The sequence below is a fragment of the Neorhizobium galegae genome (genome assembly GCF_021391675.1).
Lineage (GTDB): Bacteria > Pseudomonadota > Alphaproteobacteria > Rhizobiales > Rhizobiaceae > Neorhizobium > Neorhizobium galegae_B.
This window is the reverse complement of the sequence record NZ_CP090096.1, coordinates 1,096,273-1,120,887: the sequence shown is the minus strand read 5'-3', so window position 1 is coordinate 1,120,887 and position 24,615 is coordinate 1,096,273. Positions and strand designations below refer to the sequence as shown.

At 58.9% G+C, this 24,615-nt stretch carries 25 protein-coding genes and 3 pseudogenes; 17 read left to right on the top strand and 11 right to left on the bottom strand.

Translation table 11 applies throughout. The annotated features are described in order from the left end of the window. Positions 1-98: 98 nt before the first annotated feature. A complete protein-coding gene (locus tag LZK81_RS29515) occupies positions 99-389 on the top strand; it encodes a nucleoside hydrolase (RefSeq protein WP_418936514.1) in 291 nt (96 codons plus the stop codon). A gap of 61 nt (positions 390-450) precedes the next feature. On the opposite strand, the gene LZK81_RS27995 is transcribed toward LZK81_RS29515, so the two are convergent. Next, positions 451-627, bottom strand: a complete 177-nt coding sequence (locus LZK81_RS27995; RefSeq protein ID WP_233957282.1) for a hypothetical protein — start codon at positions 625-627, stop codon at positions 451-453. A 359-nt stretch (positions 628-986) separates the two neighbouring features. Between LZK81_RS27995 and LZK81_RS27990 the strand changes: the two genes are divergently transcribed. Further along, on the top strand, positions 987-1,382 hold the full coding sequence (locus tag LZK81_RS27990; protein ID WP_233957281.1) for a response regulator: 396 nt from the start codon (positions 987-989) through the stop codon (positions 1,380-1,382). A 74-nt stretch (positions 1,383-1,456) separates the two neighbouring features. Here the strand turns inward: LZK81_RS27990 and LZK81_RS27985 are convergent, their stop codons facing one another. Next, a complete protein-coding gene (locus LZK81_RS27985) occupies positions 1,457-1,684 on the bottom strand; it encodes a DUF982 domain-containing protein (protein ID WP_046606046.1) in 228 nt (75 codons plus the stop codon). Between the two features lie 589 nt (positions 1,685-2,273). After that, on the bottom strand, positions 2,274-2,678 hold the full coding sequence (locus LZK81_RS27980; protein WP_233957280.1) for a host attachment family protein: 405 nt from the start codon (positions 2,676-2,678) through the stop codon (positions 2,274-2,276). Between the two features lie 328 nt (positions 2,679-3,006). On the opposite strand from LZK81_RS27980, the pseudogene LZK81_RS29510 reads away from it, so the two are divergent. The 15 genes and pseudogenes from LZK81_RS29510 to LZK81_RS27915 all read left to right on the top strand — a co-directional run. Continuing rightward, positions 3,007-3,142, top strand: a pseudogene (locus LZK81_RS29510) (DNA polymerase IV); the annotation flags it as partial. Positions 3,143-3,357: 215 nt separating this feature from the next. Then, positions 3,358-4,263 carry a dihydrodipicolinate synthase family protein gene (locus tag LZK81_RS27975; protein ID WP_233957279.1) on the top strand — a complete coding sequence of 302 codons (906 nt, stop codon included), beginning with the start codon at positions 3,358-3,360 and terminating at the stop codon, positions 4,261-4,263. A 32-nt stretch (positions 4,264-4,295) separates the two neighbouring features. After that, complete coding sequence (locus LZK81_RS27970; RefSeq protein WP_233957278.1) at positions 4,296-5,411, top strand: DctP family TRAP transporter solute-binding subunit; 1,116 nt, start codon at positions 4,296-4,298, stop codon at positions 5,409-5,411. A gap of 54 nt (positions 5,412-5,465) precedes the next feature. Continuing rightward, positions 5,466-6,029, top strand: coding sequence for a TRAP transporter small permease (locus tag LZK81_RS27965; RefSeq protein ID WP_233957277.1), 564 nt, complete (start codon positions 5,466-5,468; stop codon positions 6,027-6,029). Next, complete coding sequence (locus tag LZK81_RS27960) at positions 6,026-7,303, top strand: TRAP transporter large permease subunit (RefSeq protein WP_046608169.1); 1,278 nt, start codon at positions 6,026-6,028, stop codon at positions 7,301-7,303. The genes LZK81_RS27965 and LZK81_RS27960 overlap by 4 nt, the downstream gene beginning before the upstream one ends. Positions 7,304-7,312: 9 nt before the next feature. Further along, on the top strand, positions 7,313-8,728 hold the full coding sequence (locus LZK81_RS27955) for an FAD-binding oxidoreductase (protein ID WP_233957276.1): 1,416 nt from the start codon (positions 7,313-7,315) through the stop codon (positions 8,726-8,728). Position 8,729: 1 nt separating this feature from the next. Continuing rightward, positions 8,730-9,725 carry a dihydroxyacetone kinase subunit DhaK gene (locus tag LZK81_RS27950; protein WP_046608167.1) on the top strand — a complete coding sequence of 332 codons (996 nt, stop codon included), beginning with the start codon at positions 8,730-8,732 and terminating at the stop codon, positions 9,723-9,725. Then, positions 9,722-10,327 (top strand): dihydroxyacetone kinase subunit L, encoded by a 606-nt coding sequence (locus LZK81_RS27945; protein WP_233957275.1) that lies wholly within the window; start codon positions 9,722-9,724, stop codon positions 10,325-10,327. The genes LZK81_RS27950 and LZK81_RS27945 overlap by 4 nt, the downstream gene beginning before the upstream one ends. Before the next feature lie 89 nt (positions 10,328-10,416). Further along, entirely contained in the window at positions 10,417-11,226 is an 810-nt protein-coding gene (locus LZK81_RS27940; RefSeq protein ID WP_046608166.1) for an IclR family transcriptional regulator, read from the top strand. A 259-nt stretch (positions 11,227-11,485) separates the two neighbouring features. Continuing rightward, entirely contained in the window at positions 11,486-12,391 is a 906-nt protein-coding gene (locus LZK81_RS27935; RefSeq protein ID WP_233957274.1) for a dihydrodipicolinate synthase family protein, read from the top strand. Between the two features lie 101 nt (positions 12,392-12,492). Further along, on the top strand, positions 12,493-13,473 hold the full coding sequence (locus LZK81_RS27930) for a Bug family tripartite tricarboxylate transporter substrate binding protein (RefSeq protein WP_233957273.1): 981 nt from the start codon (positions 12,493-12,495) through the stop codon (positions 13,471-13,473). A 23-nt stretch (positions 13,474-13,496) separates the two neighbouring features. Next, complete coding sequence (locus LZK81_RS27925) at positions 13,497-13,982, top strand: tripartite tricarboxylate transporter TctB family protein (protein ID WP_233957272.1); 486 nt, start codon at positions 13,497-13,499, stop codon at positions 13,980-13,982. Then, positions 13,973-14,149, top strand: a pseudogene (locus LZK81_RS29380) (tripartite tricarboxylate transporter permease); the annotation flags it as partial. The gene LZK81_RS27925 and the pseudogene LZK81_RS29380, both read left to right, overlap by 10 nt. A 40-nt stretch (positions 14,150-14,189) precedes the next feature. Beyond that, positions 14,190-15,479: a tripartite tricarboxylate transporter permease gene (locus LZK81_RS27920; RefSeq protein WP_326491524.1), complete on the top strand. Its 1,290-nt coding sequence runs from the start codon at positions 14,190-14,192 to the stop codon at positions 15,477-15,479. 55 nt (positions 15,480-15,534) lie between these two features. Next, positions 15,535-15,692 (top strand): annotated as a pseudogene (locus tag LZK81_RS27915) (lycopene cyclase family protein); the annotation flags it as partial. 613 nt (positions 15,693-16,305) lie between these two features. Here the strand turns inward: LZK81_RS27915 and LZK81_RS27910 are convergent. The 8 genes from LZK81_RS27910 to LZK81_RS27875 all read right to left on the bottom strand — a co-directional run bounded on the left by LZK81_RS27910 (position 16,306) and on the right by LZK81_RS27875 (position 24,600). Beyond that, a complete protein-coding gene (locus LZK81_RS27910) occupies positions 16,306-17,238 on the bottom strand; it encodes a dihydrodipicolinate synthase family protein (RefSeq protein WP_233957271.1) in 933 nt (310 codons plus the stop codon). Between the two features lie 26 nt (positions 17,239-17,264). After that, on the bottom strand, positions 17,265-18,092 hold the full coding sequence (locus LZK81_RS27905) for a shikimate dehydrogenase family protein (RefSeq protein WP_233957270.1): 828 nt from the start codon (positions 18,090-18,092) through the stop codon (positions 17,265-17,267). 4 nt (positions 18,093-18,096) lie between these two features. After that, on the bottom strand, positions 18,097-18,900 hold the full coding sequence (locus tag LZK81_RS27900) for a sugar phosphate isomerase/epimerase family protein (protein WP_046607617.1): 804 nt from the start codon (positions 18,898-18,900) through the stop codon (positions 18,097-18,099). 130 nt (positions 18,901-19,030) lie between these two features. Next, a complete protein-coding gene (locus LZK81_RS27895) occupies positions 19,031-20,050 on the bottom strand; it encodes an aldo/keto reductase (RefSeq protein WP_233957269.1) in 1,020 nt (339 codons plus the stop codon). A 297-nt stretch (positions 20,051-20,347) separates the two neighbouring features. Beyond that, positions 20,348-21,646 carry an ABC transporter substrate-binding protein gene (locus LZK81_RS27890; RefSeq protein ID WP_233957268.1) on the bottom strand — a complete coding sequence of 433 codons (1,299 nt, stop codon included), beginning with the start codon at positions 21,644-21,646 and terminating at the stop codon, positions 20,348-20,350. Positions 21,647-21,699: 53 nt separating this feature from the next. Continuing rightward, a complete protein-coding gene (locus LZK81_RS27885; protein WP_080952504.1) occupies positions 21,700-22,545 on the bottom strand; it encodes a carbohydrate ABC transporter permease in 846 nt (281 codons plus the stop codon). Positions 22,546-22,554: 9 nt separating this feature from the next. Beyond that, entirely contained in the window at positions 22,555-23,433 is an 879-nt protein-coding gene (locus LZK81_RS27880; RefSeq protein ID WP_233957267.1) for a carbohydrate ABC transporter permease, read from the bottom strand. A gap of 114 nt (positions 23,434-23,547) precedes the next feature. Next, positions 23,548-24,600, bottom strand: a complete 1,053-nt coding sequence (locus tag LZK81_RS27875; protein ID WP_046607612.1) for an ABC transporter ATP-binding protein — start codon at positions 24,598-24,600, stop codon at positions 23,548-23,550. Between the last annotated feature and the right edge of the window lie 15 nt (positions 24,601-24,615).

Sequence of the window (24,615 nt, the reverse complement as noted above, 5' to 3'; positions counted from 1 at the left end):
CGAGACATGGCCGCTTTGCGTTTCCTCCATGACTGCGATCCCGGCGCCGATGCCGCGCTGGCCATGCTTCTAGCGCTCGGCCGACCCGACCGCTGGACATGATCGCGCTCACCTGCGTTGCCGGCAATGTTGGGCTGGAGCCCGTAGTCAACAATGCAAGGCGTGTCCTCGAACTGTGCGGCCGGCAGGATATTCCGGTCTATTCGGGTGCGGCACGACCGATCATGGCCTCGCGTGGCCGCGTCTCCATCATGCACGGCGCAGATGGGCTTGCCGGCACACGCTGCCTTTCCCGGCAATGCCGCTGGCGGATGGGCATGCGGCAAACCAGATTTCCCGCATTGCCCGGGAGGAGGGGAGGTTGCATATTTGCGCCACCGGCCCGCTGACCACCGATTTCCACCGAGACCGCCGAACCGGAAATGCCCGTAAACCGTTCGGAAGTCCTACTCAGCGCCGGGGAGGGTCCAGCGTTGGAAGAGACTTCGCGTGAGCGGCCGCTTCGCCGAAGTAGGGGAAATCCTCACCGAGCTGGCAGTCGCCGTCATAAACCTTGAAGGTCGGTCCATCGAGCTCAACAATCCTATAACCGTTGACGTACTCGACCTTTGGAGTTTTCCATCCCATTATCAGCTTCCCTTTTAGAATCTCTAGAGCTGCAGCTCGCGCTCGCAGGCATACTACAGCATTCTTTGTCCCGGAAAGAATCGAAGCGAGCGAATTTGGCGATGATCTCCGGTGTCGCGTAGGCCAGCGCCAAGACCCCTGCCATGGTGCCGCCGAACCAGACGACGACCGCAGCGATATCCGCGACAGTTCGCTGCTATCGCCATGGTCGAGAAAGGACATAGAGGTACGTGCGGTCCTGCGGCTGTAGACGTCGGCCTCTCGGTGCCGTCCGCCAAGTCGCCGCTCTTTCACATCGAGCAACCACCGGTGGCTGGCAAAGCGATGGAACGTTCGACCTCTCTACGACTTGGGCGAGTATGGAAAACTCTGAATTCGCAGAACTCAAGAGGCCCATCGCTCTGGTCGTTGATGATGAACCGCTGATCCTTATGGACACGTCCGGGATCATCTCTGATGAGGGGTATGCCGTGATCGGGGTTGCGTCGGCCGACCAGGCGTTCGAGTTTCTCGCAAAGCACTCTTCCCTCGAATTGCTGTTCACCGACGTCCAAACGCCTGGCTTCCTCAACGGCTTCGACCTGGCCAGGAAAGTCGCGGTGAGGCGGCCGCATATCTGTGTAGTCATTGCGTCGGGGGCTGCAAGACCCAGTCCTGCGGACATGCCCGCCAGCGCTCGTTTCATTGCGAAGCCCATTTCGGCACAACTCGTCCACGACGTGCTGCAGGATCACTGCAATCCGCCAAAACGTTAAACCAGGTGCGAGCTCCCAACCCCTGATGAGTCAGACTCAAAAAAATGCCGCCGAAAGCGCAGATGACCAGCGCCCTAATGTCGGCGGTTCGCCGCCGCCAGTAACACTGCCGACCTGGCTTCTTCCGCGGGCAATCGTCCCTCATGCACCGCCCGACAGGTCTGCCAAGCGTGCTGCCAGGCTTGATTCGCCTGGCCTGGCTCATGAGCAAGCCAGTTCACGCCCTCTTCGGCACTGGTAATGGTGACCCGCAGGCCGTCACGCTCTAAAACGAGCGGCTTTTCCCAGCGATTTACGAGCATGGTTCTAGTCCTCCATGGATTGCGCTTCAGACTCAATTCGGCAGGTGGGAGAACGTTCCCATCCCTTCAGCTGACCGCAGCATAGGGTAAATAGGTTCAGCCGCACGCTTCGGCACCCACTATGCCAGCTCCGTCAAACTAACCGCCCAAGCGACGTCCGCCTTCGACTGACGATCTCGTCCTTCTGACGCCACTACCCCTACGACCTGCAGCGGTCAGGCCGCGGGCAGTGGATTCTGGAACGTGATCGCTACTGTTCTTGCAATGTCCTCGCTTGCTCCGTCTGCTCCTTAGGGGGCTCAGCTTAAGGAAATTCTTGAAAATAACCACTTGTGTGGATCAGAAAAAATCACCCGCCAAAGGGCTCAATCCCCTCTGATGTCGAGGTAGGCTTCCCTTGCAGCTCGCATGAACGAGGCGCGGGCTTCCGCTATAGGGCCGGCTGCCGCTCATGGCATCGTGGAAGATTTCGCGAGCCCTCACCAGCTCCTTCCCACAGCGACCGGCCACGAGGACACAGCTTTCGCGCAGATTTGGTGACGCCGTTGGCGACCAATGGGCAAAACACCACATGCACCTGAGGTGGAGTTTAAGCCGCCGCAAGCGCCTTTTCGATATCCTGCAGCGAATGGCCTGTCAGATCCTTATCCAACTCGCCGACGAGAATATCCGATAGGGATTTGTGATAGCTCTTGCGCATGTCGCCCAACGTGCCCAGTGCCGCCACGACCACGAGGCTCTTGATCTTGCCGTCGCGTACCAGCTTATTCAGGATATCGGCCACGCCGCTGCTGAAGGCGTCTTCGTTCTGCTGGTTGTCGTGTGGGTTCACAGAACCGCTGGAATGGTGACCACCGGAGAAGATTTCGGAGCTATAGGTTTCTGCGGAAGGCATCGCCTTAAGCTTCACATTCACCGCATCGCCCTCGGTCTGAAAAAGGCTAAGCTTTTTGCCGTCAGCAACAGCTATAACCGTATTCTGGGGAACCTGCATGTCGTAATCTCCATGCTGAGCAATGCGGGTTTCACCGTTGGGTGGAACCAACGCTTGTTTCAGCGGCTACGGTAACCCTACCAGCAGGAGATTTGTTCCTCATCCGGAACCAACTGGCGCACCGGGCATTCTCATGAAGTCGCGAGGGCAATTTTCCCGTCCCCTCAGGAATTGTTCGTTACCCCCACGAACAGGCTCTCGCGCCACCTCCCCCAACGCCAGGTTACGTAGAACCAACGAGCGCCGACCTCGATATTGAGTGTGTTCCGGCGTGGCATTTGACCCCACCATCGGCTTCGAAGAGTGACCCCTGCTGGCTCCGCAAATTGCATCCGGACTTCTGGCCACCCGTCTATCCCTTCAATCAGCCCGTGCGCTTGTTGGGCGTGACGCTATCGTCGCTGACCAACGATCAGCCTGCCGCCGTGACCGATGGGCCGCCGCAACTCGATCTCAACCTGTAGCCCGTGACGGAGTAAGATCGATTGGAGTTGCTGCCGCACTCACAATCGACCCAAACTTCGTGCGGCGGTCGTGCATGATACAAAAATCTGCTCTGACGCCGTGGCTGCCGGATGTCAGCACGTTCTGTATTATTCCTTCCGCACTCGCAGCTTCCGCTTGACTAGCCTCTGTATGTCCACTATTCAGACATTATGTTCGCATAATGGAGGAAGCGATGGTCGCAGCGCCGCAGTTCTTTGGCATCATACCGCCAACCACAACCCCCTTCGACGCCAATGGCGATATCATTTTCGATCCGTTCAAGACCCAGATTCGCTTCATGCTGGATGCCGGCGTCCATGGCATCTGCGTCGGCGGTTCGTCGGCAGAAGGCCATACGCTGGAAATGTCCGAGTTACAGGCGCTGCTCGAGACGGCAGCGGAAACCCTGAACGGCAAGGCGCCGCTGATCGCCGGCGTCATCATCAATTCCACCCGCCAGGCGGTCGATCGCTGCAAGATGGCGGCAAAAGCGGGTTCCGTTGCACTGCAGGTGACCCCGCCGCATTACGTCTTCCGTCCCTCCGATGACGCGATCGTCGACCACTTCAAGGCGATCGCCGGCGAAAGCGGCCTGCCGGTCTTGATCTACAACGTCGTGCCATGGTGCTATCTGAGCCCCACGCTCCTGATCCGCATCATGAAGGACGTGCCGGGCGTCATCGGCGTCAAGCAGAGCAATGGCGACCTGAAGCTTCTGGCCGATCTCCTGCAGGAGGTTCCGGAAGGCAAGCTGGTGTTCACCGCAGTCGACGCGCTACTGTATCCGAGTTTTGCGCTTGGCGCGCATGGCACGATCGCGGCCAATCCGGCAGCGGCCCCTGCCGCCGTCGTCAAGCTGTGGGATCTCGTCCAGGCCGGCAACCATGTCGAGGCGCTGGCTCTGCATCGCAAGTTGCTGACCTTCTGGAACGCGCTGATCTGCGACGATCTGCCGGCCTGCATCAAATATGCCCAGTCGCTGCAGGGCGTGCCGCTCGCTCTGCCGCGTGCGCCCATGCGCATGCCTGACGAAGCCCGCAAGCGTCGCATCGCAGACGCATTCGCAGGTCTCGACGTTCCGTTCAAAATGGCGGCATAGCGCCAATCGGTCGGTACCGGCGGCATGGAGGTATGCCGCTGGTACTTCAGTCGGAGAATTATCGCGGCACGACACCCCATTTTGTGTGGGGCGACAGATATTTTGCAACTGGCTCAATCTACGTTTCTGGGAGGGAAACAATGCTTCATCTGCGTAATCTTAAATTCGTCGCATCCGTTGCGATTATTGTCACCGCCATGGCGGGCACGGCTCTTTCGGCAGATCTCAGGGCCGGCACCAGCATGGCTGCGAACCATCCATCGGCGATGGTCCTCAAGAAGCTTTCCGATCTCGTGAAGGAAAGGAGTGCCGGCAAGCTGAACATCAACGTCTATACGGACGGTACCCTCGGCAACGACGGGCAGATGCAGCAGCAAGTGCAATCCGGCACCCAGGATATCTCGACCGCCAACGCCGCAGGCCTTGCTGCACAAGTCAAGGAGATGGCAGTCGTTGAATTCCCGTTCATCTACCGCAATTCTGGTGAGTTTTACAGCGTGTTAGGCGGGGACATGGGGAAGGAGTTGGCTGGGAAACTCTACGAAAAGGGCTGGGTCGCGCTTGGCTTCTCCCATAACGGCTTCCGTCAGGCGACAAACAACAAGCAGCCGATCCAGAAGTGGGAAAATTTCAAGGGGTTGAAGGTGCGGGTTATCCCGAACGCGATGTATATCGACATGTTCGCGGCACTCGGCGCCAACCCGACGCCAATGCCGGTTTCCGAAGTTTATGCGGCTTTAGAAACGGGCACGGTTGATGCGCAGGAAGCGCCGTTGGCCCAGATCAGCGCCATGCGTGTGTACGAAGTGCAGAAGTTTGTCAGCATGACCGGTCACTCCGTCAATTCGGAAGTCATCATCATGAGCCGCAAGACCTATGATGCAATGTCGCCGGAAGATCAGAAGCTCGTGGTCGCCGCCGGCAAGGACGCTGTCGAGTGGAAGCGGAAGCAGTTCGCCGAAATGGAAGCAGGCCTCCTGAAAACGATCGAGGAGGGCGGCATGAAAGCCAACAAGGTCGAGGATGTCGAACTTGCTCGTATGGCCGAGCAGATGAAGCCGGTTATCGCCAAGCATTCGGAGCTGGCCGGCAAGGATTTCGCTGACCGCTACATTAAAGCGATCGAAGCATCGCGAACCGGCAAATGATGGCACTGAGGAGCCAGGGTACCTCTCTGGCTCCACATCCGGGAGATCAACTTGATGCGCTATGTCGACTGGCTTTTCCGCCTGTTTGAAATCATTCTTGTCGCCCTGCTGGCATGCATGGTCGTCATGGTATTCGGTAATGTCGTTCTGCGGTACGGCTTCAATTCCGGCCTGACTGTTTCCGAAGAGCTCTCCCGTTTCGCCTTCATCTGGCTGGCCTTCCTGGGCACGGTCGTTGGCATGCGGGACAGGGCGCATCTCGGAGCTGACTTTCTTGTCAGCGCCCTACCGCCGATGGGCAGGAAGATCTGCTTCGTCCTTTGCTCGCTGCTGATTATCTGGAGCTGCTCGCTGATCTTCCTCGGCACGGTCCGCGGCCACTCGATCAACATGCAGAACTATTCGCCGGTCATGGGTATTCCGATGGAATACGTCTATGCCTCCGCCTACGTGCTCAGCATCGGCATCATCGCCCTGACGGTGGCCCGCCTCTACCAGTTCGCGAGAGGCCGGTTCGCCAATGACGACCTGTTCTCGGCCGTCGATGCGGAAGAGGCGCTGGCGATCGAACCCAAACCGCTCAGGACCGTCACGAAATCCGAAGAGAAGAATTCATGACCGTCGTCGTTTTCGTATCTGCCCTGCTCGGGTCCATGGCGATCGGGCTGCCGATCGCATTCGCCCTGTTGGTTACCGGCATCACGTTGATGGTCTATCTCAACAATTTCGATGCCCAGATCATCGCCCAGAACCTATTCACCGGCGCCGACAGCTTTCCGTTGATGGCTGTGCCCTTCTTCATGCTTGCCGGCGAGCTGATGAATGCCGGCGGCCTGTCGCGGCGCATTGTCGAAGCGGCCATGGCCTGGGTCGGTCATTGGCGCGGCGGCCTTGGTTATGTCGCCATCATCGCATCGGTCATCATGGCGTCGCTTTCGGGCTCGGCCGTGGCCGATACTGCCGCGATTGCGGCGCTGCTCATTCCGATGATGCGCAAGGCGAATTACAACATTCCCCGCTCTGCAGGCCTGATCTCGGCCGGTGGCGTCATCGCGCCGGTCATTCCGCCGTCGATCGGCCTGGTGCTTTACGGCGTGTCCGGCAATGTTTCCATCCGCCAGCTTTTCCTTGCCGGGATCGTGCCCGGGATACTGATGGGCATTGCCCTGATGACGACATGGTGGCTGGTTGCGCGCCGCGACAAGGTTGTCACCACTCCGAAAGCGAGCTGGGCGCAGCGCCGGAAGACCATTGTCGATGGCGTCTGGGCCTTCCTTCTGCCTGTCGTCATCATCGGCGGCCTGAAACTGGGTGTCTTCACGCCGACGGAAGCGGCGGTCGTCGCCGCAGTCTATGCCCTGATCGTCGGCATGTTCGTGTATCGCGAGCTGAAGATCAGCCAGTTGTACCACGTGTTCCTGTCGGCCGCGAAAACGACGTCGGTGGTGATGTTCCTCGCGGCGACCGCCGTGGTCTCGGCCTGGCTGATCACGATCGCCAACGTGCCGGCGGAAGTCGGCAGTCTTCTGGAGCCCTTCATGGACAACAAGATGCTGTTGATGTTCGTCATCATGGTTCTCGTGGTGATCATCGGAACCGCGCTGGACTTCGTGCCGACGATCCTCATTCTCACACCGGTGCTCGTGCCGGTCATCAAGATGGCGGGCATCGATCCGGTCTATTTCGGCGTGCTGTTCATCATGAACAACGCCATCGGCTTGATCACGCCGCCGGTCGGTACGGTTTTGAACGTTGCGGCGGGTGTCGCGAAAGTTCCGCTCGGGTCGGTCATACGCGGGGTGACGCCGTTCCTGATCGCCGAAATCCTCGTGCTGTTCCTGCTGGTTCTTTTCCCGGAGCTCGTGACCGTGCCGCTCCAATACCTGCGCTGAGGTGATGTCATGCAGCCGTTGATCCAATCTTCGTCCGATTTCGACGCCATCGCCCTGCCCAGGCTGGTCGCCCTCCTGGGCGATCGGATCGTCAATTCGCGGGTCGTGCGTGAACAGCACGGCCACGGCGAGGGCCTGCCCGACAGCGCCATGCCGGATGCCGTCGCGTTCGCCGAGACGACCGAAGAGGTTTCAGCGATCGCGGCGATCTGCAACGAGACCCGCACGCCTCTCATCCCATTCGGAGCCGGATCCTCCCTGGAGGGCCACGTCGTACCGCTTTATGGCGGCGTGGCCCTCGACCTTTCCGGAATGACGAGGATCATCGAGATCAATGCGGAGAGCATGGATTGCCGCGTCGAGGCCGGCGTGACGAAGGAACAACTCAACACCGAACTGCGCTCGAGCGGACTGTTCTTCCCCGTGGATCCCGGCGCCCATGCAACGCTCGGCGGAATGGCTGCGACGCGAGCATCCGGCACCAACGCAGTCCGCTACGGAACCATGCGCGAGGTGACGCTTGGCCTGACGGTGGTCACACCGGAGGGGCGCATCATCCGCACCGGCGGCCGTGCACGCAAATCCTCCGCCGGGCTCGACCTCACCCGCCTTTATGTTGGTAGCGAAGGCACGCTCGGCGTCATCACCGAGATCGCGCTGAAGCTGAGCGGCATTCCGGAAACGATCGCCTCGGCGGTCTGCCAGTTTCCGGATATGGAGAGCGCGGTCGGCACCGTCATCGCCGCGCTGCAGATCGGCATCTCCGTCGCGCGCATCGAGCTTGCCGACCAGATGCAGATGCGCGCCTGTATCCGTTATTCCAAGCTCGACGAATTCCAGGAACTGCCGACGCTGTTCTTCGAGTTTCATGGAACGCCGGCAGTGGTGGCCGAGCAGACGGAAACCATGCAGTCGCTCGCCTCCGATTTCGGCGGCAGCGGCTTCCAGTTCGCCAACAGGCCGGAGGAGCGTTCGCGCCTCTGGACCGCAAGGCACAATGCTTATTTCGCCAATGTGGCGTTGATCCCAGGCTACAAGCTAATCGGCACCGATGCCTGCGTGCCGATCTCGGAACTCGCCGCCTGTATCGAGGCGACCCGGAAGGACATCGCGGAAAGCGGCATGGTGGCGCCGCTCGTCGGCCATGTCGGCGACGGCAATTTTCATCTGGCGATCCTTTTCGATCCCGACAGACCCGAGGAGCGGAAGAAGGCCGAGGCGCTTGCAAGCCGCGTGAGCCTGCGCGCCATCGAGTTCGGTGGCACCTGCACCGGCGAGCACGGGATTGGCATCGGCAAGATGCGTTACATGGAAACGGAGCATGGCGATGCGCTCGACGTGATGCGCACGATCAAGGCCGCACTCGACCCTAATGGGATCATGAATCCCGGCAAGATGTTACCTTCGGGCATGGGAGAGCACTGACATGAAGAAACTGATGAATGCCCCCGGCGATTTCGTCGACCAGGCACTGGACGGCCTGACCATGGCCAACCCCTCGATCGTTCGCGATGGCGAGAACGGCCGAGTTGTCCGGCGGGCGGAAGGCGCCCGCAAGGGCAAGGTCGGTGTCGCGTCCGGCGGTGGTTCTGGCCATCTGCCACTCTTCACAGGCTATGTCGGCAAGGGCCTTCTCGACACCTGCTCGATCGGCAATGTTTTCGAAGGGCCGAACGTCGGCTCATGCATGGATGCGATCAAACTCGCCGACGGCGACCGCGGCGTCCTTCGCCTTTACGGCAACTACGGCGGCGACCGGATGAATTTCGACATGGCCGGCGAAATGCTGGAGGATGAGATCCGCACGACGACGGTGCTCGGCACCGATGACATCGCCAGTGCCTCGCCGGAGGAAAGCGCCAAGCGCCGCGGCGTGGCCGGCATCGTTTATGCCTACAAGATCGCCGGTGCCAAGGCCGAGACCGGCGCCGATCTCGACGAAGTGACGGCGGCTGCCGCGAAGGCGGTTGCCGCGACCCGTACGATCGGTGTGGCGCTAGCGCCCTGCCAGGTGCCGGGGTCGGCCAAGCCAACGTTCACGCTCGGCGAGGACGAGATCGAGATGGGCATGGGCATCCACGGAGAGCCCGGAATCTGGCGCAACAAGCTGCGCTCTGCAGACGAGATCGCCGGCGAGATGCTGGAGCGGCTTCTCGCCGAAACGCCGAACGGCGCTGGTTCAGAGGTGTCGATCCTGGTCAACGGACTGGGCGCGACGCCGCTGGAGGAGCTTTTCATCCTCTTCCGCCACGCGTCGCAGAAGCTTTCGACCGCCGGGTTCTCTATCGTGCAGCCGCTTGTCGGCAATTACGTGACCTCTATGGAAATGGCGGGAGCCTCGATCAGCCTCTGCTTCCTCGACGAGGAGCTTAAATCGATGCTTGCGGCCCCTGCCAATTGCCCGTTCTGGAGGGTCGGATGAGCGATTTCAGCGTATCGGACGTCAAGGCCGTTGCCTCGAAGGGCGCGGCTGCCATGGTCCACCTCGAGCAGGAACTGAACGATGCCGACGCCAAGCTTGGCGACGGCGATACCGGCGGCATGCTTGCGCGCGTCATCAACGCGATCGATGGGGCCACGATCGCTTCGCAGGACGATGTCGGCGCGTGTTTCTCGGCCTATGCGCGGGCGGCTGCGACGGCGACCGGCTCCAGCCTCGGCACATTGTTTGCGACGGCATTGATGACCTTCGCCAAGGAAACCAAGGGCAAACCGGCCGTGCCCGTCGCGGAACTGGGCCGGTTGCTGGAGCTGGCGCGGGACGCCATGATGGTGCGGGGCGGGGCGAACCTTGGCGACAAGACGGTACTCGATGCGATCGACGCTGTCGCGCAGGCGCTGGAGGGGGTCAGCGATCCCGCAGAAGCAAAGGTTAGAGCGGTCAAGGCGACTGCGGACGTCCTGACAGAATTTCGCGGCAGGCCGAACAAGATCGGCCGCGCCCGCATGTTCGCCGACCAGACGATCGGTCTCGATGATCCGGGCATGCTCGCCTTCGCCAAACTCTGCGAAGCAGTGACGTAACCGGGTGTCAAGCCACGCCCGGTAACGTTTCAACCACCGACAAACCATGGTAACCGAGGGTTTCAAGGCGATGTTGATCAGGAGCGGGAATGTCAAAGCAAATCGATAATTTTGAAGTGGAGAGCGAACGTAACTCCAGCCAGATGCTATCCTTTTCGAAGATGCTCGCCGTTCTAGACTGTTTTTCGCGTGACGACCGCTCGCTTTCGGTTCTGGAGATAGCCAAGCGCACCAAGCTGCCGCGCACCACCGTGCATCGCATCGTCGGGTCACTGCGTGCACTCGGCCTGATCGACCAAGATCGTGACCGCGAAAAATATCGCCTCGGCCTCAAGCTTTTCGAGCTGGGCAATACCGTTCTGGCAAACATGGATGTCCAGCGCGAAGCAAGCGAGAGCATTACAACACTCGTCAACAAGACCGGTCAGTCGGTCCATCTCGGCGTCTTCGACGGCTTCGAAATCGTGATGGTGGAGAGGGCGGATTCGAAGGTCGGCCAGATGAACCGCGTGGTCACACTGGAAAGCGCTGCTGCATATTGTAGTGCCACCGGCAAGGCCGCACTTGCCTTTCAGCCGCAATCGGTCATTGACCGCATCATTTCCCACGGCTTCACCGCACTGACGCCCAAGACGATCACAACGGGCAAGCAGCTGATGGAGGATCTGGCGGCGATCCGGGAGCGAGGATATTCGGTCGATGACGCCGAATACGAGGACTGGCGCCGCTGTGTCGCCGCGCCGATCCGCAATGCCAGCGGCAGGGTCTTCGCGGCGATTAGCGTAACCGGCAAAAAAGAGAATTTCACTGACCAGACCATCCCGGAATACGGCAGTCTGGTCGTTGCGCAGGCGGAGAAGATTTCGCGTCGCCTGGGATATGAGCGAAACGGCGATTGAGGCCTGGGTGGGTCGGATAAAAGGCTTCGTCGGATGAAGCGGGCGCTGTGCCGCTGTAGCTGAGTCAGAATCCCGCGCCAAAAACGTTGAATTTATTCGGTGTACCAATGTCATTCGGCGCGCTCACCCGCGCATCGTCGGTCGATCATGTCTCGTTTTCAGGCCGGTTCATCAAAGAGCTACCATCCGTTCGTTTTGTCCTTGACGCCTCGAAGTATGTCCACTATTCAGACATTATGTTCGCATAATGGAGGAAGCGATGGTCGCAGCGCCGCAGTTCTTTGGCATCATACCGCCAACCACAACCCCCTTCGACGCCAATGGCGATATCATTTTCGATCCGTTCAAGACCCAGATTCGCTTCATGCTGGATGCCGGCGTCCATGGCATCTGCGTCGGCGGTTCGTCGGCCGAAGGCCATACGCTGGAAATGTCCGAGTTGCAGGCACTGCTCGAGACCGCAGCGGAAACCCTGAACGGCAAGGCGCCGCTGATCGCCGGCGTCATCATCAATTCCACCCGCCAGGCGGTCGATCGCTGCAAGATGGCGGCAAAAGCGGGTTCCGTTGCACTGCAGGTGACCCCGCCGCATTACGTCTTCCGTCCCTCCGATGACGCGATCGTCGACCACTTCAAGGCGATCGCCGGCGAAAGCGGCCTGCCGGTCTTGATCTACAACGTCGTGCCATGGTGCTATCTGAGCCCCACGCTCCTGATCCGCATCATGAAGGACGTGCCGGGCGTCATCGGCGTCAAGCAGAGCAATGGCGACCTGAAGCTTCTGGCCGATCTCCTGCAGGAGGTTCCGGAAGGCAAGCTGGTGTTCACCGCAGTCGACGCGCTACTGTATCCGAGTTTTGCGCTTGGCGCGCATGGCACGATCGCGGCCAATCCGGCAGCGGCCCCTGCCGCCGTCGTCAAGCTGTGGGATCTCGTCCAGGCCGGCAACCATGTCGAGGCGCTGGCTCTGCATCGCAAGCTGCTGACCTTCTGGAACGCGCTGATCTGCGACGATCTGCCGGCCTGCATCAAATATGCCCAGTCGCTGCAGGGCGTGCCGCTCGCTCTGCCGCGTGCGCCCATGCGCATGCCTGACGAAGCCCGCAAGCGTCGCATCGCAGACGCTTTCGCAGGTCTCGACGTTCCGTTCAAAATAGCGGCATAGCGCCAATCGGTCAGTTCCGGCGGCATGGAGGTATGTCGCTGGTACTTCAGTCGGAGAATTATCGCGGCACGACACCCGCAAGTTTTCAAAGGGAGGAATTCATGACCACTCGTTCCACAGTATTTTCGCGTTTTGCCGGCGGCCTCGCACTCGCCGGCATCACGCTGACCGCATCCGGCGCCATGGCGGAATGGCCTGAGCGCCCCGTCACCCTGATCGTGGTCGCAGGTGCTGGCGGCGGCAGCGACTACACGATGCGCCTTCTCGGCGCAGAGCTCGAGGCTGCCCTCGGTAAGCCGTTCACGATCGTAAACCAGGCTCAGGCCTCGGGTATCGTCGGCTACACGACCTATTCGAATGCCGCGAAAGACGGCTATACGCTCGGTCAGCTCTCTCCTATCGCCCAGTTCAAACTGCTTGGACAGGCCAATTTTACGCCCGAGACCTTCACGGCCATTGCCCAGTTCAACGCCGACCCTTCGGCTATCCATGTGGCAAAGGACTCTCCCTTCAAGGACATGAAGGAGCTGGTCGCTTCGATCAAGGCGGATCCCGGGAAGCTCAAGATTCATTGCGGCGGAGCCTGCAATGCGAGCTGGGATATTCCCTTCGTCGCCATGCTGCTCGATCAGGGCGTCGACGTCACCAAGCTCAACCTCATCCCCGGCCCGGGCTCTTCGGCCGCGCTTCAGGAACTGGCGGCCGGCGGCGTTGATGTCGTCCTGTGCTCCATCCCTGAGACCACCGCGCTTGCCCAGGCCGGCGTCGTGCGCACCGTGGCCGTCATGAGCGAGGAACGCGTCGCGATCGACACGAAGGTGCCGACGGTGAAGGAACAGCTCGGCAAGCCCTATGTGGGCGGGACCTGGCGCGGCATCGGGGGTCCGGCAAAGATGGATCCGGCGCTCGTCTCGCGCATCGAAGGCTCGATCAAGAAAGTCGTGGAGGGCGACAAGTTCAAGAAGGGGATGGATGCACGCGGCTTCGGCGTCGCCTGGCTCAACCATGCGGACTTCACGACCTTCCTCGGCAAACACTTCGACGAGACGACGAAGGTCATCAACGCCCTCAAGGGCAAGTGACGCCCAAGGTCGGGAGTAGTTCCATGACGAATCTCGGAGACAGGGGGCTTGGCCTCCTGATCGCGGCATTCGGCATTGCCGTCATCTACATGGCGCTGCAATTGCCGGAGCCAATGGCCGGGTCTCACATCGCCTACGGGCCGGGTTTCTTCCCGGTCCTGCTCGGGATAGCGGCCGTCGCGGCGGGAGTGGCGCTCGCGGTTATCCGGCCGGGTTCCGTCGAGGATGAGGACACCGTTGCCTCGCCGCATGCCGGCCGGCCGCGGCTCGCCGGGCCTCTCCTGGTTCTGCTGGCGATGCTGGCCTATGTTTATCTCAGCGAGCTGATCGGCTTCATTCCGCTCGCAGCCGTCACGCTTGCCATCCTGCTGATCTTCGGCGGCATGCGGTTCCTGTTCGCGGTCGCGCTTTCGGTGGTGGCAAGCGTCCTCATCTATCTCATGTTCTCGAAGGGCCTGCTCGTGCCCTTGCCGCGCGGCCTCCTTCAACCTTGGGCAATATGGCTATGACGGCTCATCTCCTTGCGGCGGCTGCCGAACTCTTCTCCCCCTATGTCCTGATGGTCATCGTCGGCAGTGCCGTGTTCGGGCTGTTCATCGGCGCGATCCCGGGGCTGACCGCCACGATGGCGACGGCATTGCTGGTTCCGGTGACGTTCTACATGGATCCCGTGCCGGCGGTAGCGGCGATGGTGACCGCGTCGGCGATGGCCATGTTTGCGGGCGACATCCCTTCTGGCTCTGCTTCGCATGCCGGGAACGCCGGCCTCAGCGGCCTATACGGACGATGCCTATGCGCTGACCAAGAAGGGACGGGCGCATGTCGCGCTTGGCATATGCCTGCTCACGTCGGCGATCGGCGGCATTTTCGGCGCCATCGTGCTGTCCGTCTTTGCTCCGCCTCTGGCGATGATCGCCCTCAAGTTCAGCAGCTTCGAATATTTCTGGCTCTGCTTACTCGGCCTGACGACATCGGCCTTCATCATGCAGGGGTCGCCGATCAAGGGCATCATCTCGCTGGCGCTCGGCCTGTTGGTCTCGACCATCGGCATCGACCCGGTCAGCGGCGTGCCGCGCTTCACCTTCGGCAGCTCCGCGCTGATCGGTGGCGTATCGCTCGTCCCGGTCATGATTGGCGTCTTCGCCATCGCCGAGATTCTTCGTTTCTATGCCCACCGCGATCCGAAGCTGGCGCTCGAACAGGCGGAATTGAAAGGCGTATTTTCCGGGCAGGCCAGCATTCTCTGGCGCCAACGCAAGGCGATCGCGCAGGGAAATATCCTCGGAACGATCATCGGTATTGTACCGGGCGCCGGCGCGGATATCGCTGCGTGGGTTTCCTATTCGCTGGCCAAAAAGTTCTCCAAGAACCCCCAGGAATACGGTCGCGGATCGGAGGAGGGGCTTGCAGCCGCCGGCGCGGCCAACAATGCCGCGGTCAGCGGGGCTTATGTGCCGGCGTTGGTGTTCGGCATCCCGGGCGACGCGATCACCGCGATCGTCATCGGCGTTCTGTTCATGAAGGGCGTCAATCCGGGACCCATGATCTTTCTCAATAACCCGGCGACGGTCTACGGCATCTTCATGGCGTTCATCCTGGCCAACCTGCTGATGATCCCGCTCGGCTGGGTAGCGATCCGCTGCGGCCGCTCGATCCTGAAGGTGAAGCTTTCAATTCTCATGCCGATCATCCTGATGTTCTGCATGGTCGGTTCGTTCGCCGTCGACAACACGATCACCGCGGTCGGCGTGGCGCTCGCCTTCGGTGTCCTCGGTTATTTCATGGAAGAGAACGGCATTCCGATCGCGCCCTTCGTGCTCGGAATCGTTCTCGGCCCCCTGGTGGAACAAAACTTCCTGACCTCGATGATGAAATCCGGCGGATCGTTGATTGCATTTTTCGACCGACCCATTGCCGCGGTTCTCGGTGTTATCACACTGCTTATCTGGGCATCGCCAATTATCGCAATGCTCAGGCGACAGAATTCGAGGTCACACCGGGTATGACCTTGGTGATTAACAGTCCGATCCGATTACAGGTGCCGCCGCGCTGGCAATGAGTATGAAAGCTTCCGATGAGTGCCACCCAAATGCAGAACGGGAATCGATGGCATTCGACGTTGTGATCGTTGGGGCCGGCCCTGCAGGGTTTCGGCTGGCGATCCGTTCCAAACAGGTCAACCGGATCTGTCAATCGTCGTCCTCGAAAAGGGCCCAGAATGCGAACCCGATATTGAATTGAATTAGCATCGTTTTGCAATTTCGAGGGCCCCTAAGACAGCGTAAAATTCAGCACAGCGTCTACGCCCAATTGGACGGATACCTCGCAGGGATCGCTAACATCTACTGCACCACAAAGGCTTCCCGTCGTGATGATCGCGCCAGCTCTGAGCGACGAGGCGGGCCTGGATCGGTCATTCGCGTAATCGCAGAGCCAGGTCAGAACGTCTTTCGTCGGATGCTGAGCAGCATCGTCGAAAGCGACCTGCTTGTTGAGCCAAAGCATGAGGGGAATATTCGAACCGGGCTTTACTGCGTCCTCGAGCGCTAAAGGCGGTGATACCAGCTGATCTGTCCGAATCTGGCTTCCCTCATGACGGAGGCCGCGTAGTTGATGAGCCAAAGCGACTACATCATGTGTGGCTAGCATATGGATCATGTCTGCCTCTTGAAAGGTTACTCGAACGCCGGATCTTGAAAGATGACAGTTTCAGAATCGTGCGCCCGTTACCGTACCAAGAGGCGACGCGCTCGGCGGATGTTGCCGTTCTTGAAGGCGTGGTTCCCACTGCACGCCCTTTCAGAAGCACCGAAATCTCACGGTGATTGTTTGCTAGGACACGTGCTTGATCCGCTCGCGAAACCTCGCAGTCCCTTGCTGAATATGGTCCAGCAGATCCAAGACTGCCCAGTGGCGCTCGGCAATGTCATAATCTGTGACACGAGATTGGACGCTCTCAAAGGTGCCAAGACGCTTGTGCCAAACCTTGGCAAGACCCGGATAGCCCATCGGCTCAGCCATCGCCGCGAGCGCCAGGAAAATTTCAAGTTCGTGGCGCAGATCGCTGTCTTCGGAAGCGTGTTTGTAAAGCCAAGCGTACAGGTCGGGGTGGATATTGGTAAACACGCCAGAGAAGCCTTTCGAGCCAGCGCGCATAGCGGCTGCGGCGATGGCTGCATTGGCGTTGACGATCGCAAAGCCAGAATCGCCGGAGAGCGCGACGCGTCGCTTGACCGTCTCGAGGTCGCAGGAGACATCCTTCAACGTTACGAAGCGGCCGGTGTCGCGGCAAAGTTTAAACTCGTCATCGCTCAAGAGACGGCGATAGGGAGCCGGGCATTCGTACAGACCGAGGGCCAAATCGCTCGGGAGCCAACACAGGATGGCATCGAGGCTGGAACGAAATGCTTCGGTTCCGGCATTCCCAGTGTCGAGCCTGTTGCTGACCAGGACAAGTGCATCGATGCCTGTTTCGGCCATCGCCACCAGTTCGGCACGCTGGTCATCGCGGCTCTCGCTGATATGACCTGAAGAGATCACCGGCACCCGCCCGCCAGCCAGCGAGACCACCTTTTTGGAAAGCTCAACTCGCTCTTCCAGGGACAACTTCTGCATCTCGCTCGACTGGCAGACGGCGAAGAGCGTATCTGCACCATTGGCGATATACCACTCCACAAGTCGCTCGAGACCTTCCCAATCGATCCGGTTGTCCGGGGTGAAAGGGGTAAGCATAACGGGAACGATCCCCTGGGCTTTGATCTTCATGATGTAATCTTTCGTTTTTTTGATCGTTAAAGTGCTGTTCCTGCCGGCAAGCCTGCGGCAAAACCTGCCATCAGGCGAATCTGCGCGAGCAGCATGTCATTCCCATCAGACACCGATGCACCGGCTGCCTTGGCGGCGCGCAAAAGTGCCGTCTCGCCGCTTAAGCTGGCGATATCAGCGATGAGCATTTCAGACCGTATCGCGGCAGCTGGCATAGGAAAGACGCTGTCTCCCTTGACGCCGATCGGAGACGCGTTGACGACGATATCGTAGTCCCACCCTGTCGATCCATCGACCGAAACGGCGCATTCTTCGCCACGAAAGGTGTTGACCATATTCGCGGTGAAAGCGGCGGATTCGGCCGAAAGATCCATAAGATCGATCTTCCCTACGCCTTCTTCAGCTAGCGCAAAGGCGATCGCGCGGCCTGCGCCGCCTGCTCCGACAATAAGCACACGGGCGCCGCGCAGTCGCGATTTTGCCTCTCCGAGTCCTTTAACGAAGCCCACACCATCAAAAAGCGCGCCGTTCATCTGGCCGTCCTCTCCACGCTGGACGCAGTTGACGGCACCGACTGCCTTTGCTGTCGGCGTGAGGGTTGAACACCTCTTTGCGGCCGCGACTTTGTGGGGAATCGTGGTGCTGATACCGCAAAGGTTGGGAATGGCGGAGAAGATATCCCACGCCGCCGCGAAATGTTCGGCGGTTATCAGGAATGGCACTGCATAGATGTTAACTTCGGCAGCCGCAAAGATGGGGTTAATCAGGCGCGGCGTTTGTACCTGGTGGATCGGATCACCAAACACAGCGTAGATACGCGAATTGCCATCAAGGTTGGGAATATTCACTCGCATAGTTTTATTCCTCGGTGAATAGGCAACGGCAGCGATCGATCGCAATATCCATCACCTCCGCTGGGTCGCGAGACCACCAGTCGGTGGAGAAGATCTCTACCTCGACCGCTCCCTCGAACCCGGCATCTCGCACCATTGAGTGGATGCCGCGCAGGTCGATGATCCCATCCCCCATCATGCCTCGATCGGTCAGGAGATGCCGCGTAGGGATCAGCCAGTCGTTGACATGAAATCCAAAGAGCCGGCCGGCCTCGCCCGCACGCTCGATTTCGGCTCCCAGTCGCTCGTCCCACCAACAGTGATAGACATCGACAACCACTCCGATGCCCGGTCCTAATGCTTCGCACAAAGAATTTGCATGGGAGAGGCTGGAGATGACGGTGCGATCACCCGTAAGCATAGGATGAAGTGGCTCAATGGCCAGCTTCACTCCAATCTTGCGTGCGTGCTCGAGGACTTTGCCAACTAGATCCTCGATCCGTCGCCTTGCTGAACCCAAATCCTTTTCATTGTCTCGCAAGCCTCCCGTAAACAGGAAAACATGATCAGCCTCAAATCTGGCTGCCCGCTCAAGCTCCGCCTCAGCCCGGTCAAGGCAATCCGCTGCTAGCGGCCCAATGCGATTATATCCTGAGACCGTCATCCCGAAATCACGCAAAACAGAGAGAGCATCACTTTCGCCGACCTTGGCAATTTCGTCTCCCCAGATGGATACGGTCTCCAGTCCTCGCTCTGAGCAGAGTCGAAGAAAGGTCAACATATCTGCTCTCTCGCGCACTGTGGCGTGGTTGAAGACAATGTTTGTCATCGGCTCCCTCTTAATGTTTGAATACCAAAGTTCCTGCGCGGCTGGGCCGCAGCCGCAGTATCTGGATCGTGTTGTTTGTTTGGGAACCGACGGACTTCTGACCTGACGACCACGCTCCGTCTTAGTCGGCTTAGCCGACCTTCCCCACGTAGCGACGAACTTCCGGCGTGAGCCATGGAGAAACATAGCCACGGTCAGCTTCTTCGATCAGCGCTCCCGGCGGGACAAGTTCGTCAATTTGGTCGAGTGTCGGCGCTTTAAGAACTGCTTCGAACCCGGCCTCCATGCCCTTGAACTGTTCGAGCGTGCGCGGCCCGAGGATAACAGAGGTTACAGCGGCGTGTGCGAGCGGGAACGCCTGGGCCATATGCATGAGGGACAAACCTGCCTCCGTCGCGATGCGGTCAAGTTCCGGAAGCAGTTCCAGCTTGCGCCTGTTGCCTTCGCGCTGCATATCGAAGCGGGATTGTAGGATGGGGTAGTGCTGCCCCCATTGCCCTTTTACGCGCTCGGCCCTGGATCCCGACGGCGCTGAACCATCGGCTCTGTACTTGCCGGTTAACCAGCCGCCATTCAATGGGCTCCAGGCGGTAAAGCCCATGCGGTAGTGTTGAACCGCGGGAAGGGTTTCTCTCTCTACGGCGCGTTGAAAGATCGAGTAGGGCGAGCTTTCATTGATGAACCGTGCCGTCTTATTCAATCGACTAACCGATTGAGTCTCTGCCAGGTACCAGCTCGGAAGTGTCGAGGACCCGATGTACCGAACTTTGCCTTGGGCCACGAGGTCGCTAAGAGCGCCCAGTGTCTCGTCAAGATCGGTCTGAAGGTCGGGCCGATGCATTTGATAGAGATCAATATGATCAGTGTTAAGCCGTCGCAGGCTGTTTTCGACCTGCTTCATAATCCAGTAGCGGGACCCGCCCTGTTCGTTTCGTCCTTCACCGGCCGTCAGACGAAACTTGGTTGCGAGCACCACTTTGTCCCGACGGTCTGCGATCGCTTTGCCGACGATCTCTTCGGCCTCTCCATGGGAATAAGTGTCAGCAGTGTCGATGAAGTTGATGCCGCGGTCCAAGGCACGGTGCACGATGTCGATGCACTCTTTTTCGTCGGTATTCCCATCTGATCCGTAGCTCATGGTCCCCAGCATGTATTCGCTGACCTGAACTCCAGTTCTCCCAAGGTAACGATACCTCATAGCCGATGTCTCTCTGTTAGTTTGACCGCGGCCCGGTCCGAACGGGGTTCGCGTACGATCTACGATCACAGGGCACAATGATGCCGCCGGCTTTTCAGCCGTAGTGCAGCGAGAACTCGGAAGCCGCCGAAACCACTGATTTTCGCGTCGACTTTTTGACGACGTTTGTAGATGGTCGTATCGTGGCAGGGAACTGGATGGAGGTGACTAGCCACCATCCATCCAGCCTCTTATTCGAGGTATGCTGGCTTACTGCGCCTTCGCGAGTGCCGCTCCATACCGTTCGATCAGCTCATCGTAGGCGTCCGCCGGCGATCCGTCTTTCAGGATCATTCTCTGGAAAGCTTCGCCCAAGATGGTGTGATACGTGGAGAGGATCGGGGTATAGGCCACGGTTTGGCCACGCTGGCCTACCAGATCAGCCCATTGCTTTTGATCCTTCCCTGCGTCGGTCTGGAAGTATGGAGCAGTGTATGCCGATTTACGCGATACCACCTCACCGCCCTCGGCTGCGAAAGCTTGCGCCTCCGGCGACACCATGAACTTCACGAATGTCCAAGCGGCATCCTGATTGGCGGTCTTCTTATTGATCGCGATGTTGTAACTATAGACCGTCTGTTTGTCGTTTGCCGTATACCCCGGCGCCGGAGCCCAGGCCAAGTCATCGCCGCCACCTTGCTGCCGCACTGTCTTGTAGCGATAAAGGCCGAACACCGCCATCGCTGCACTACCAGACCGGATCGCGTCGTGCACTTCATTGAAACCCATCTGCGCGCTACGCAGCGGAGTCACCTTGCACTTCGTGTAGAAGTCTTTGATCGTTTGCGCCGCCTTGATGAACGACTCTTTTGAAAAGGCAATTTTGCCGTCAGGGGTGAAGTATTCACCGCCATTCCCAGGCAGCATTGTACTCAGGAAGAACTCTCCGAGGCTCTGGGCACCGCCAAGCCCGCCTGTCGCTCCGAGCGGAACGGCGAACGGGATCGTATCCGACTGGCCGAATTTGGCGCCTGTCGCACACACTTCATCCCAGGTCGTCGGCGGCTTGACCCCGGCCTTCTCCAACATGCTCTTGCGATAGAAGAGGATCGGAATGCGGAAATCTTGGGGTAGTGCATAAAGCTTTCCGGCGACCTTCGTGCCGGAAAGCGGCAAGAGCCAATCCTCATCCGGAATGCCGTCCTTCTTCACCAAATCATCGAGCTGGAGAAGATTTCCAGTGGCAGCGAATTCGGAAACAGCAAAGCCGACGACGCGGATCACGTCTGGTGTCTGGCTGCCGGACTTGATCGCGCGGGATGCTGTTTGGCCGGTCGGGTCAACAAGGACATTGACCTTGATGTCAGGGTTTTTCGCGTGGAAAGCGTCGATCATCTTGGTTTGAGCAGCCGAGCGGGGATCCTTCGAATTGTTTGGATCCAGGAACGTCTGGTAGACGATTTCCTTGCTCTGAGCAAAGGCTTGCGGGGCAAGGAAAGCAAAGGTGGCAGTACTAATTCCGAGTGCCGCGACCGCTTTGATAAGTTGGCGTTTTGATGTGGTTTGCATGCGTCTTCCTCCCAGTTTGAACAAGGTGCCGTGTGGATGCTGTGTGTAGGCCATCAGCCTTTGACGGCGCCTGCCGTAAGCCCGGAGATGAACCACTTTTGAACGAAGCCGAACATGAGGATGACTGGCATCGATGCGATCATGACAAAGGCCATCATGTAGGACCATGAGATGCCGATGGCGTCGAAAACCTGATTGACGAGGGCGACCTGCAGGGTCCGCTTTGCTACCTCGGGCGCAAAAACTGCGACAGTAATGTAGTCGTTCCAGGTAGTCACAATGCCGATCGTCGCGACGGCCGCTATACCTGGACGTATCAGCGGCAAAATCAGGCTCCAGATGATTTGGAAGCGGGACGCTCCATCGATCATCGCCGAGTCCTCGATCTCCACTGGTACCGCTTCGACGAAATTTGCGATGAACCAAACGGTCTGCGGGATGATTCTCGCGGAAAGGATGATCGTCACGACGATACCGCTATTGAGCAAACCGACCGATTCCAGCAGATAATAGGTGGGAACCAGCAAAGCGACGCCAGGCACCATCGAGGTCGCAAGAACCACGAGCATCAACGTTCGCTTACCTTTGAAAGAAAAGCGAGCAGCAGCGTAGCCTGCTGGGATCCCTACGATGAGGGCAATGACTACGGCCCCGACGGAGTAGGCAACCGAGTTCCATAGATCGGTCAAGAATGCCGCGTCCTGGAAGACCTTGATGTAGTTCTCCAGAGTTGCTGAACTTGGCAAGATGGTCGGGGGAACAGCAACCGCTTCTACTTCTGTCTTGAAAGAGGTTGCAAAAGCCCAGAGCACTGGCCCAAGGACGATAATCCCGATCACCAGGGATCCCAGGATCGCGGGAATCTGTCCCGTTGGGCGGTTTGAAAGCGCGTTGCTCATATTACATTCCTATCCCGTAACGCGGCCGGTGAGCCGGCTGTAAAGAGCACCAAGGGCGACGTTGATAAGAAGCACGACGATCGAGACGACTGCGGTCGGTCCGATGTTGACCGCCTGCACGGTTCCACGAAACGCTTCGAAGCTAAGCGTGGTCGTCGATCCCAGTGGTCCGCCGCCAGTCATGACAATGATCAACGTCATCAAGGTCAGGTACATGATGGAAAGTGTCAGCGCGGTACTGCCCAGGGTAGGAAGGATTTCAGTGAGCGTGACGTAACGGAATTTCACGAATGCCCCTCCTCCATCAATCTCTACGGCTTCGTAGAGTTCTTTCGGAATGGACTGCATGGCCGCTGTCGCCATCACCATCACATATGGGAACGACCACCAGGCTGTAACGATAATGATGAGGGGCAAGGCCATTCCTGGGTCCCCCAACATCAATCCGGGATCAATACCCAGCTTCTGGATCACGTAGGGTATCGGCCCAAACGAGGGGTTGAGGAGCCAGAGCCAGATGCTTCCGACGACGGACATGGACAGCGTCCAGGGAAAAAGGATGAAAACGCGCAGTGCGGAACCTGTTACGCCCGCCCGGTTCAAAACCAGCGCCGAGGCCATTCCAAGTGTTATGGCACCCACTAGAGATCCGCCGACGTAGGTCAGGGAAATTACCGTCGTGTCCCAGAATTCGGATGAGCTCAGAACCTCAACGTAATTGGCGAGACCCGCAAAGCCTACGAGCTCGTAATATTTCGTTTTCTGGAAGCTCAACCAGATCACAAAGATCGTAGGATAGAGGGTCACAAGAAACAGGATCAAGATTGCGGGGGTAAACCACAGAAATGGAGCCCAACTAAAGCGGTTTGCGTTGTCGGTGGCGTCCACGACGTCGCTCGCGAGGTTCGTCCCGCTCTGGTTAGTGCTGACTTGTAGCGGAGGTATCGACATCGATTACTAATCCCGTGTGGCGTCTCAGGCAGAGTGGGTTTCGTCGTGTGCTCAGGACAAGCGCCGGCCGCTGCTCTCGCTGAAGAGATGGACGCGTGATAGATCAGGGGCCACGGTGATGGTCTCGCCGACTTTCGGTAGAACGCGATCTCGGAAGATGCAGACAATGGTTTGAGAGCCATGGCGAGCAATGATCTGCGTCTCCGACCCTGTTGGTTCGACGACCGTGACGGTGAGGGGCAGTCCCTCGTCACTGAGAATGAGATGCTCAGGACGAACGCCGTAAATCAGCTTCCCCGATGTATCGGATACCCCCGCAGGCAGAGGAAGCGTGTGTCCGTCCTCAAGAACGAACCGGTCGTGCTCGACTTTGCCTTTGAGGAAATTCATCGACGGCGATCCGATAAAACCGGCGACGAAGACGTTGGTGGGGTAATCATACAGGTCAAGCGGCGCACCGACTTGCTCAACATGACCGTCGTGCATGACAACGATCTTGTCGGCCATAGTCATTGCCTCGACCTGGTCATGGGTCACGTAAACGGTAGTGGTTTTGAGCCGCTGATGCAGTTCCTTGATCTCAGCGCGCATTTGCACGCGCAACTTCGCATCGAGGTTCGAAAGCGGCTCGTCGAACAGGAAGACTTGCGGATCACGCACAATTGCGCGGCCCATCGCAACCCGCTGACGCTGACCGCCCGAGAGTTCGCGAGGATAGCGATCGAGGAGCTTCGTGAGGCTGAGGATTTCAGCTGCTCGTTGAACGCGCGTTGTCCGCTCCTCGCGCGAAGCCTTTTTCAGCTTCAACGAGAAGCCCATGTTTTCCGCAACGGTCATATGCGGATAAAGAGCGTAGTTTTGGAAGACCATCGCGATGTCTCTGGCCTTCGGAGGAACGTCGTTGACGGTGCGTCCGCCGATCTGGATCTCGCCGCCTGAAATATTTTCGAGGCCCGCGATCATCCGTAGCAGGGTTGACTTTCCGCAACCCGAGGGCCCGACCAGTGTTACAAATTCCCCTTCATGGATATCGACAGACACGCCATGAAGCACGGATACGGCGCCGTAAGCTTTGCGAACGGCCTTTAGCTCAACACTAGCCAATTGTTTCCTCCTGCC

Bases quoted from the DNA above. Each gene is read 5' to 3' on its own strand.
- LZK81_RS27960 (WP_046608169.1), top strand. From the start codon at position 6,026: ATGACCGTCGTCGTTTTCGTATCTGCCCTGCTCGGGTCCATGGCGATC.
- LZK81_RS27950 (WP_046608167.1), top strand. From the start codon at position 8,730: ATGAAGAAACTGATGAATGCCCCCGGCGATTTCGTCGACCAGGCACTG.
- LZK81_RS27905 (WP_233957270.1), bottom strand. From the start codon at position 18,092: ATGCGAGTGAATATTCCCAACCTTGATGGCAATTCGCGTATCTACGCT.
- LZK81_RS27985 (WP_046606046.1), bottom strand. From the start codon at position 1,684: ATGCTCGTAAATCGCTGGGAAAAGCCGCTCGTTTTAGAGCGTGACGGC.
- LZK81_RS29515 (WP_418936514.1), top strand. From the start codon at position 99: ATGATCGCGCTCACCTGCGTTGCCGGCAATGTTGGGCTGGAGCCCGTA.
- LZK81_RS27885 (WP_080952504.1), bottom strand. From the start codon at position 22,545: ATGAGCAACGCGCTTTCAAACCGCCCAACGGGACAGATTCCCGCGATC.
- LZK81_RS27970 (WP_233957278.1), top strand. From the start codon at position 4,296: ATGCCGCTGGTACTTCAGTCGGAGAATTATCGCGGCACGACACCCCAT.
- LZK81_RS27965 (WP_233957277.1), top strand. From the start codon at position 5,466: ATGCGCTATGTCGACTGGCTTTTCCGCCTGTTTGAAATCATTCTTGTC.
- LZK81_RS27955 (WP_233957276.1), top strand. From the start codon at position 7,313: ATGCAGCCGTTGATCCAATCTTCGTCCGATTTCGACGCCATCGCCCTG.
- LZK81_RS27990 (WP_233957281.1), top strand. From the start codon at position 987: ATGGAAAACTCTGAATTCGCAGAACTCAAGAGGCCCATCGCTCTGGTC.
- LZK81_RS27900 (WP_046607617.1), bottom strand. From the start codon at position 18,900: ATGACAAACATTGTCTTCAACCACGCCACAGTGCGCGAGAGAGCAGAT.
- LZK81_RS27975 (WP_233957279.1), top strand. From the start codon at position 3,358: ATGGTCGCAGCGCCGCAGTTCTTTGGCATCATACCGCCAACCACAACC.
- LZK81_RS27935 (WP_233957274.1), top strand. From the start codon at position 11,486: ATGGTCGCAGCGCCGCAGTTCTTTGGCATCATACCGCCAACCACAACC.
- LZK81_RS27945 (WP_233957275.1), top strand. From the start codon at position 9,722: ATGAGCGATTTCAGCGTATCGGACGTCAAGGCCGTTGCCTCGAAGGGC.
- LZK81_RS27890 (WP_233957268.1), bottom strand. From the start codon at position 21,646: ATGCAAACCACATCAAAACGCCAACTTATCAAAGCGGTCGCGGCACTC.
- LZK81_RS27910 (WP_233957271.1), bottom strand. From the start codon at position 17,238: ATGAAGATCAAAGCCCAGGGGATCGTTCCCGTTATGCTTACCCCTTTC.
- LZK81_RS27980 (WP_233957280.1), bottom strand. From the start codon at position 2,678: ATGCAGGTTCCCCAGAATACGGTTATAGCTGTTGCTGACGGCAAAAAG.
- LZK81_RS27925 (WP_233957272.1), top strand. From the start codon at position 13,497: ATGACGAATCTCGGAGACAGGGGGCTTGGCCTCCTGATCGCGGCATTC.
- LZK81_RS27930 (WP_233957273.1), top strand. From the start codon at position 12,493: ATGACCACTCGTTCCACAGTATTTTCGCGTTTTGCCGGCGGCCTCGCA.
- LZK81_RS27940 (WP_046608166.1), top strand. From the start codon at position 10,417: ATGTCAAAGCAAATCGATAATTTTGAAGTGGAGAGCGAACGTAACTCC.
- LZK81_RS27995 (WP_233957282.1), bottom strand. From the start codon at position 627: ATGGGATGGAAAACTCCAAAGGTCGAGTACGTCAACGGTTATAGGATT.
- LZK81_RS27895 (WP_233957269.1), bottom strand. From the start codon at position 20,050: ATGCTGGGGACCATGAGCTACGGATCAGATGGGAATACCGACGAAAAA.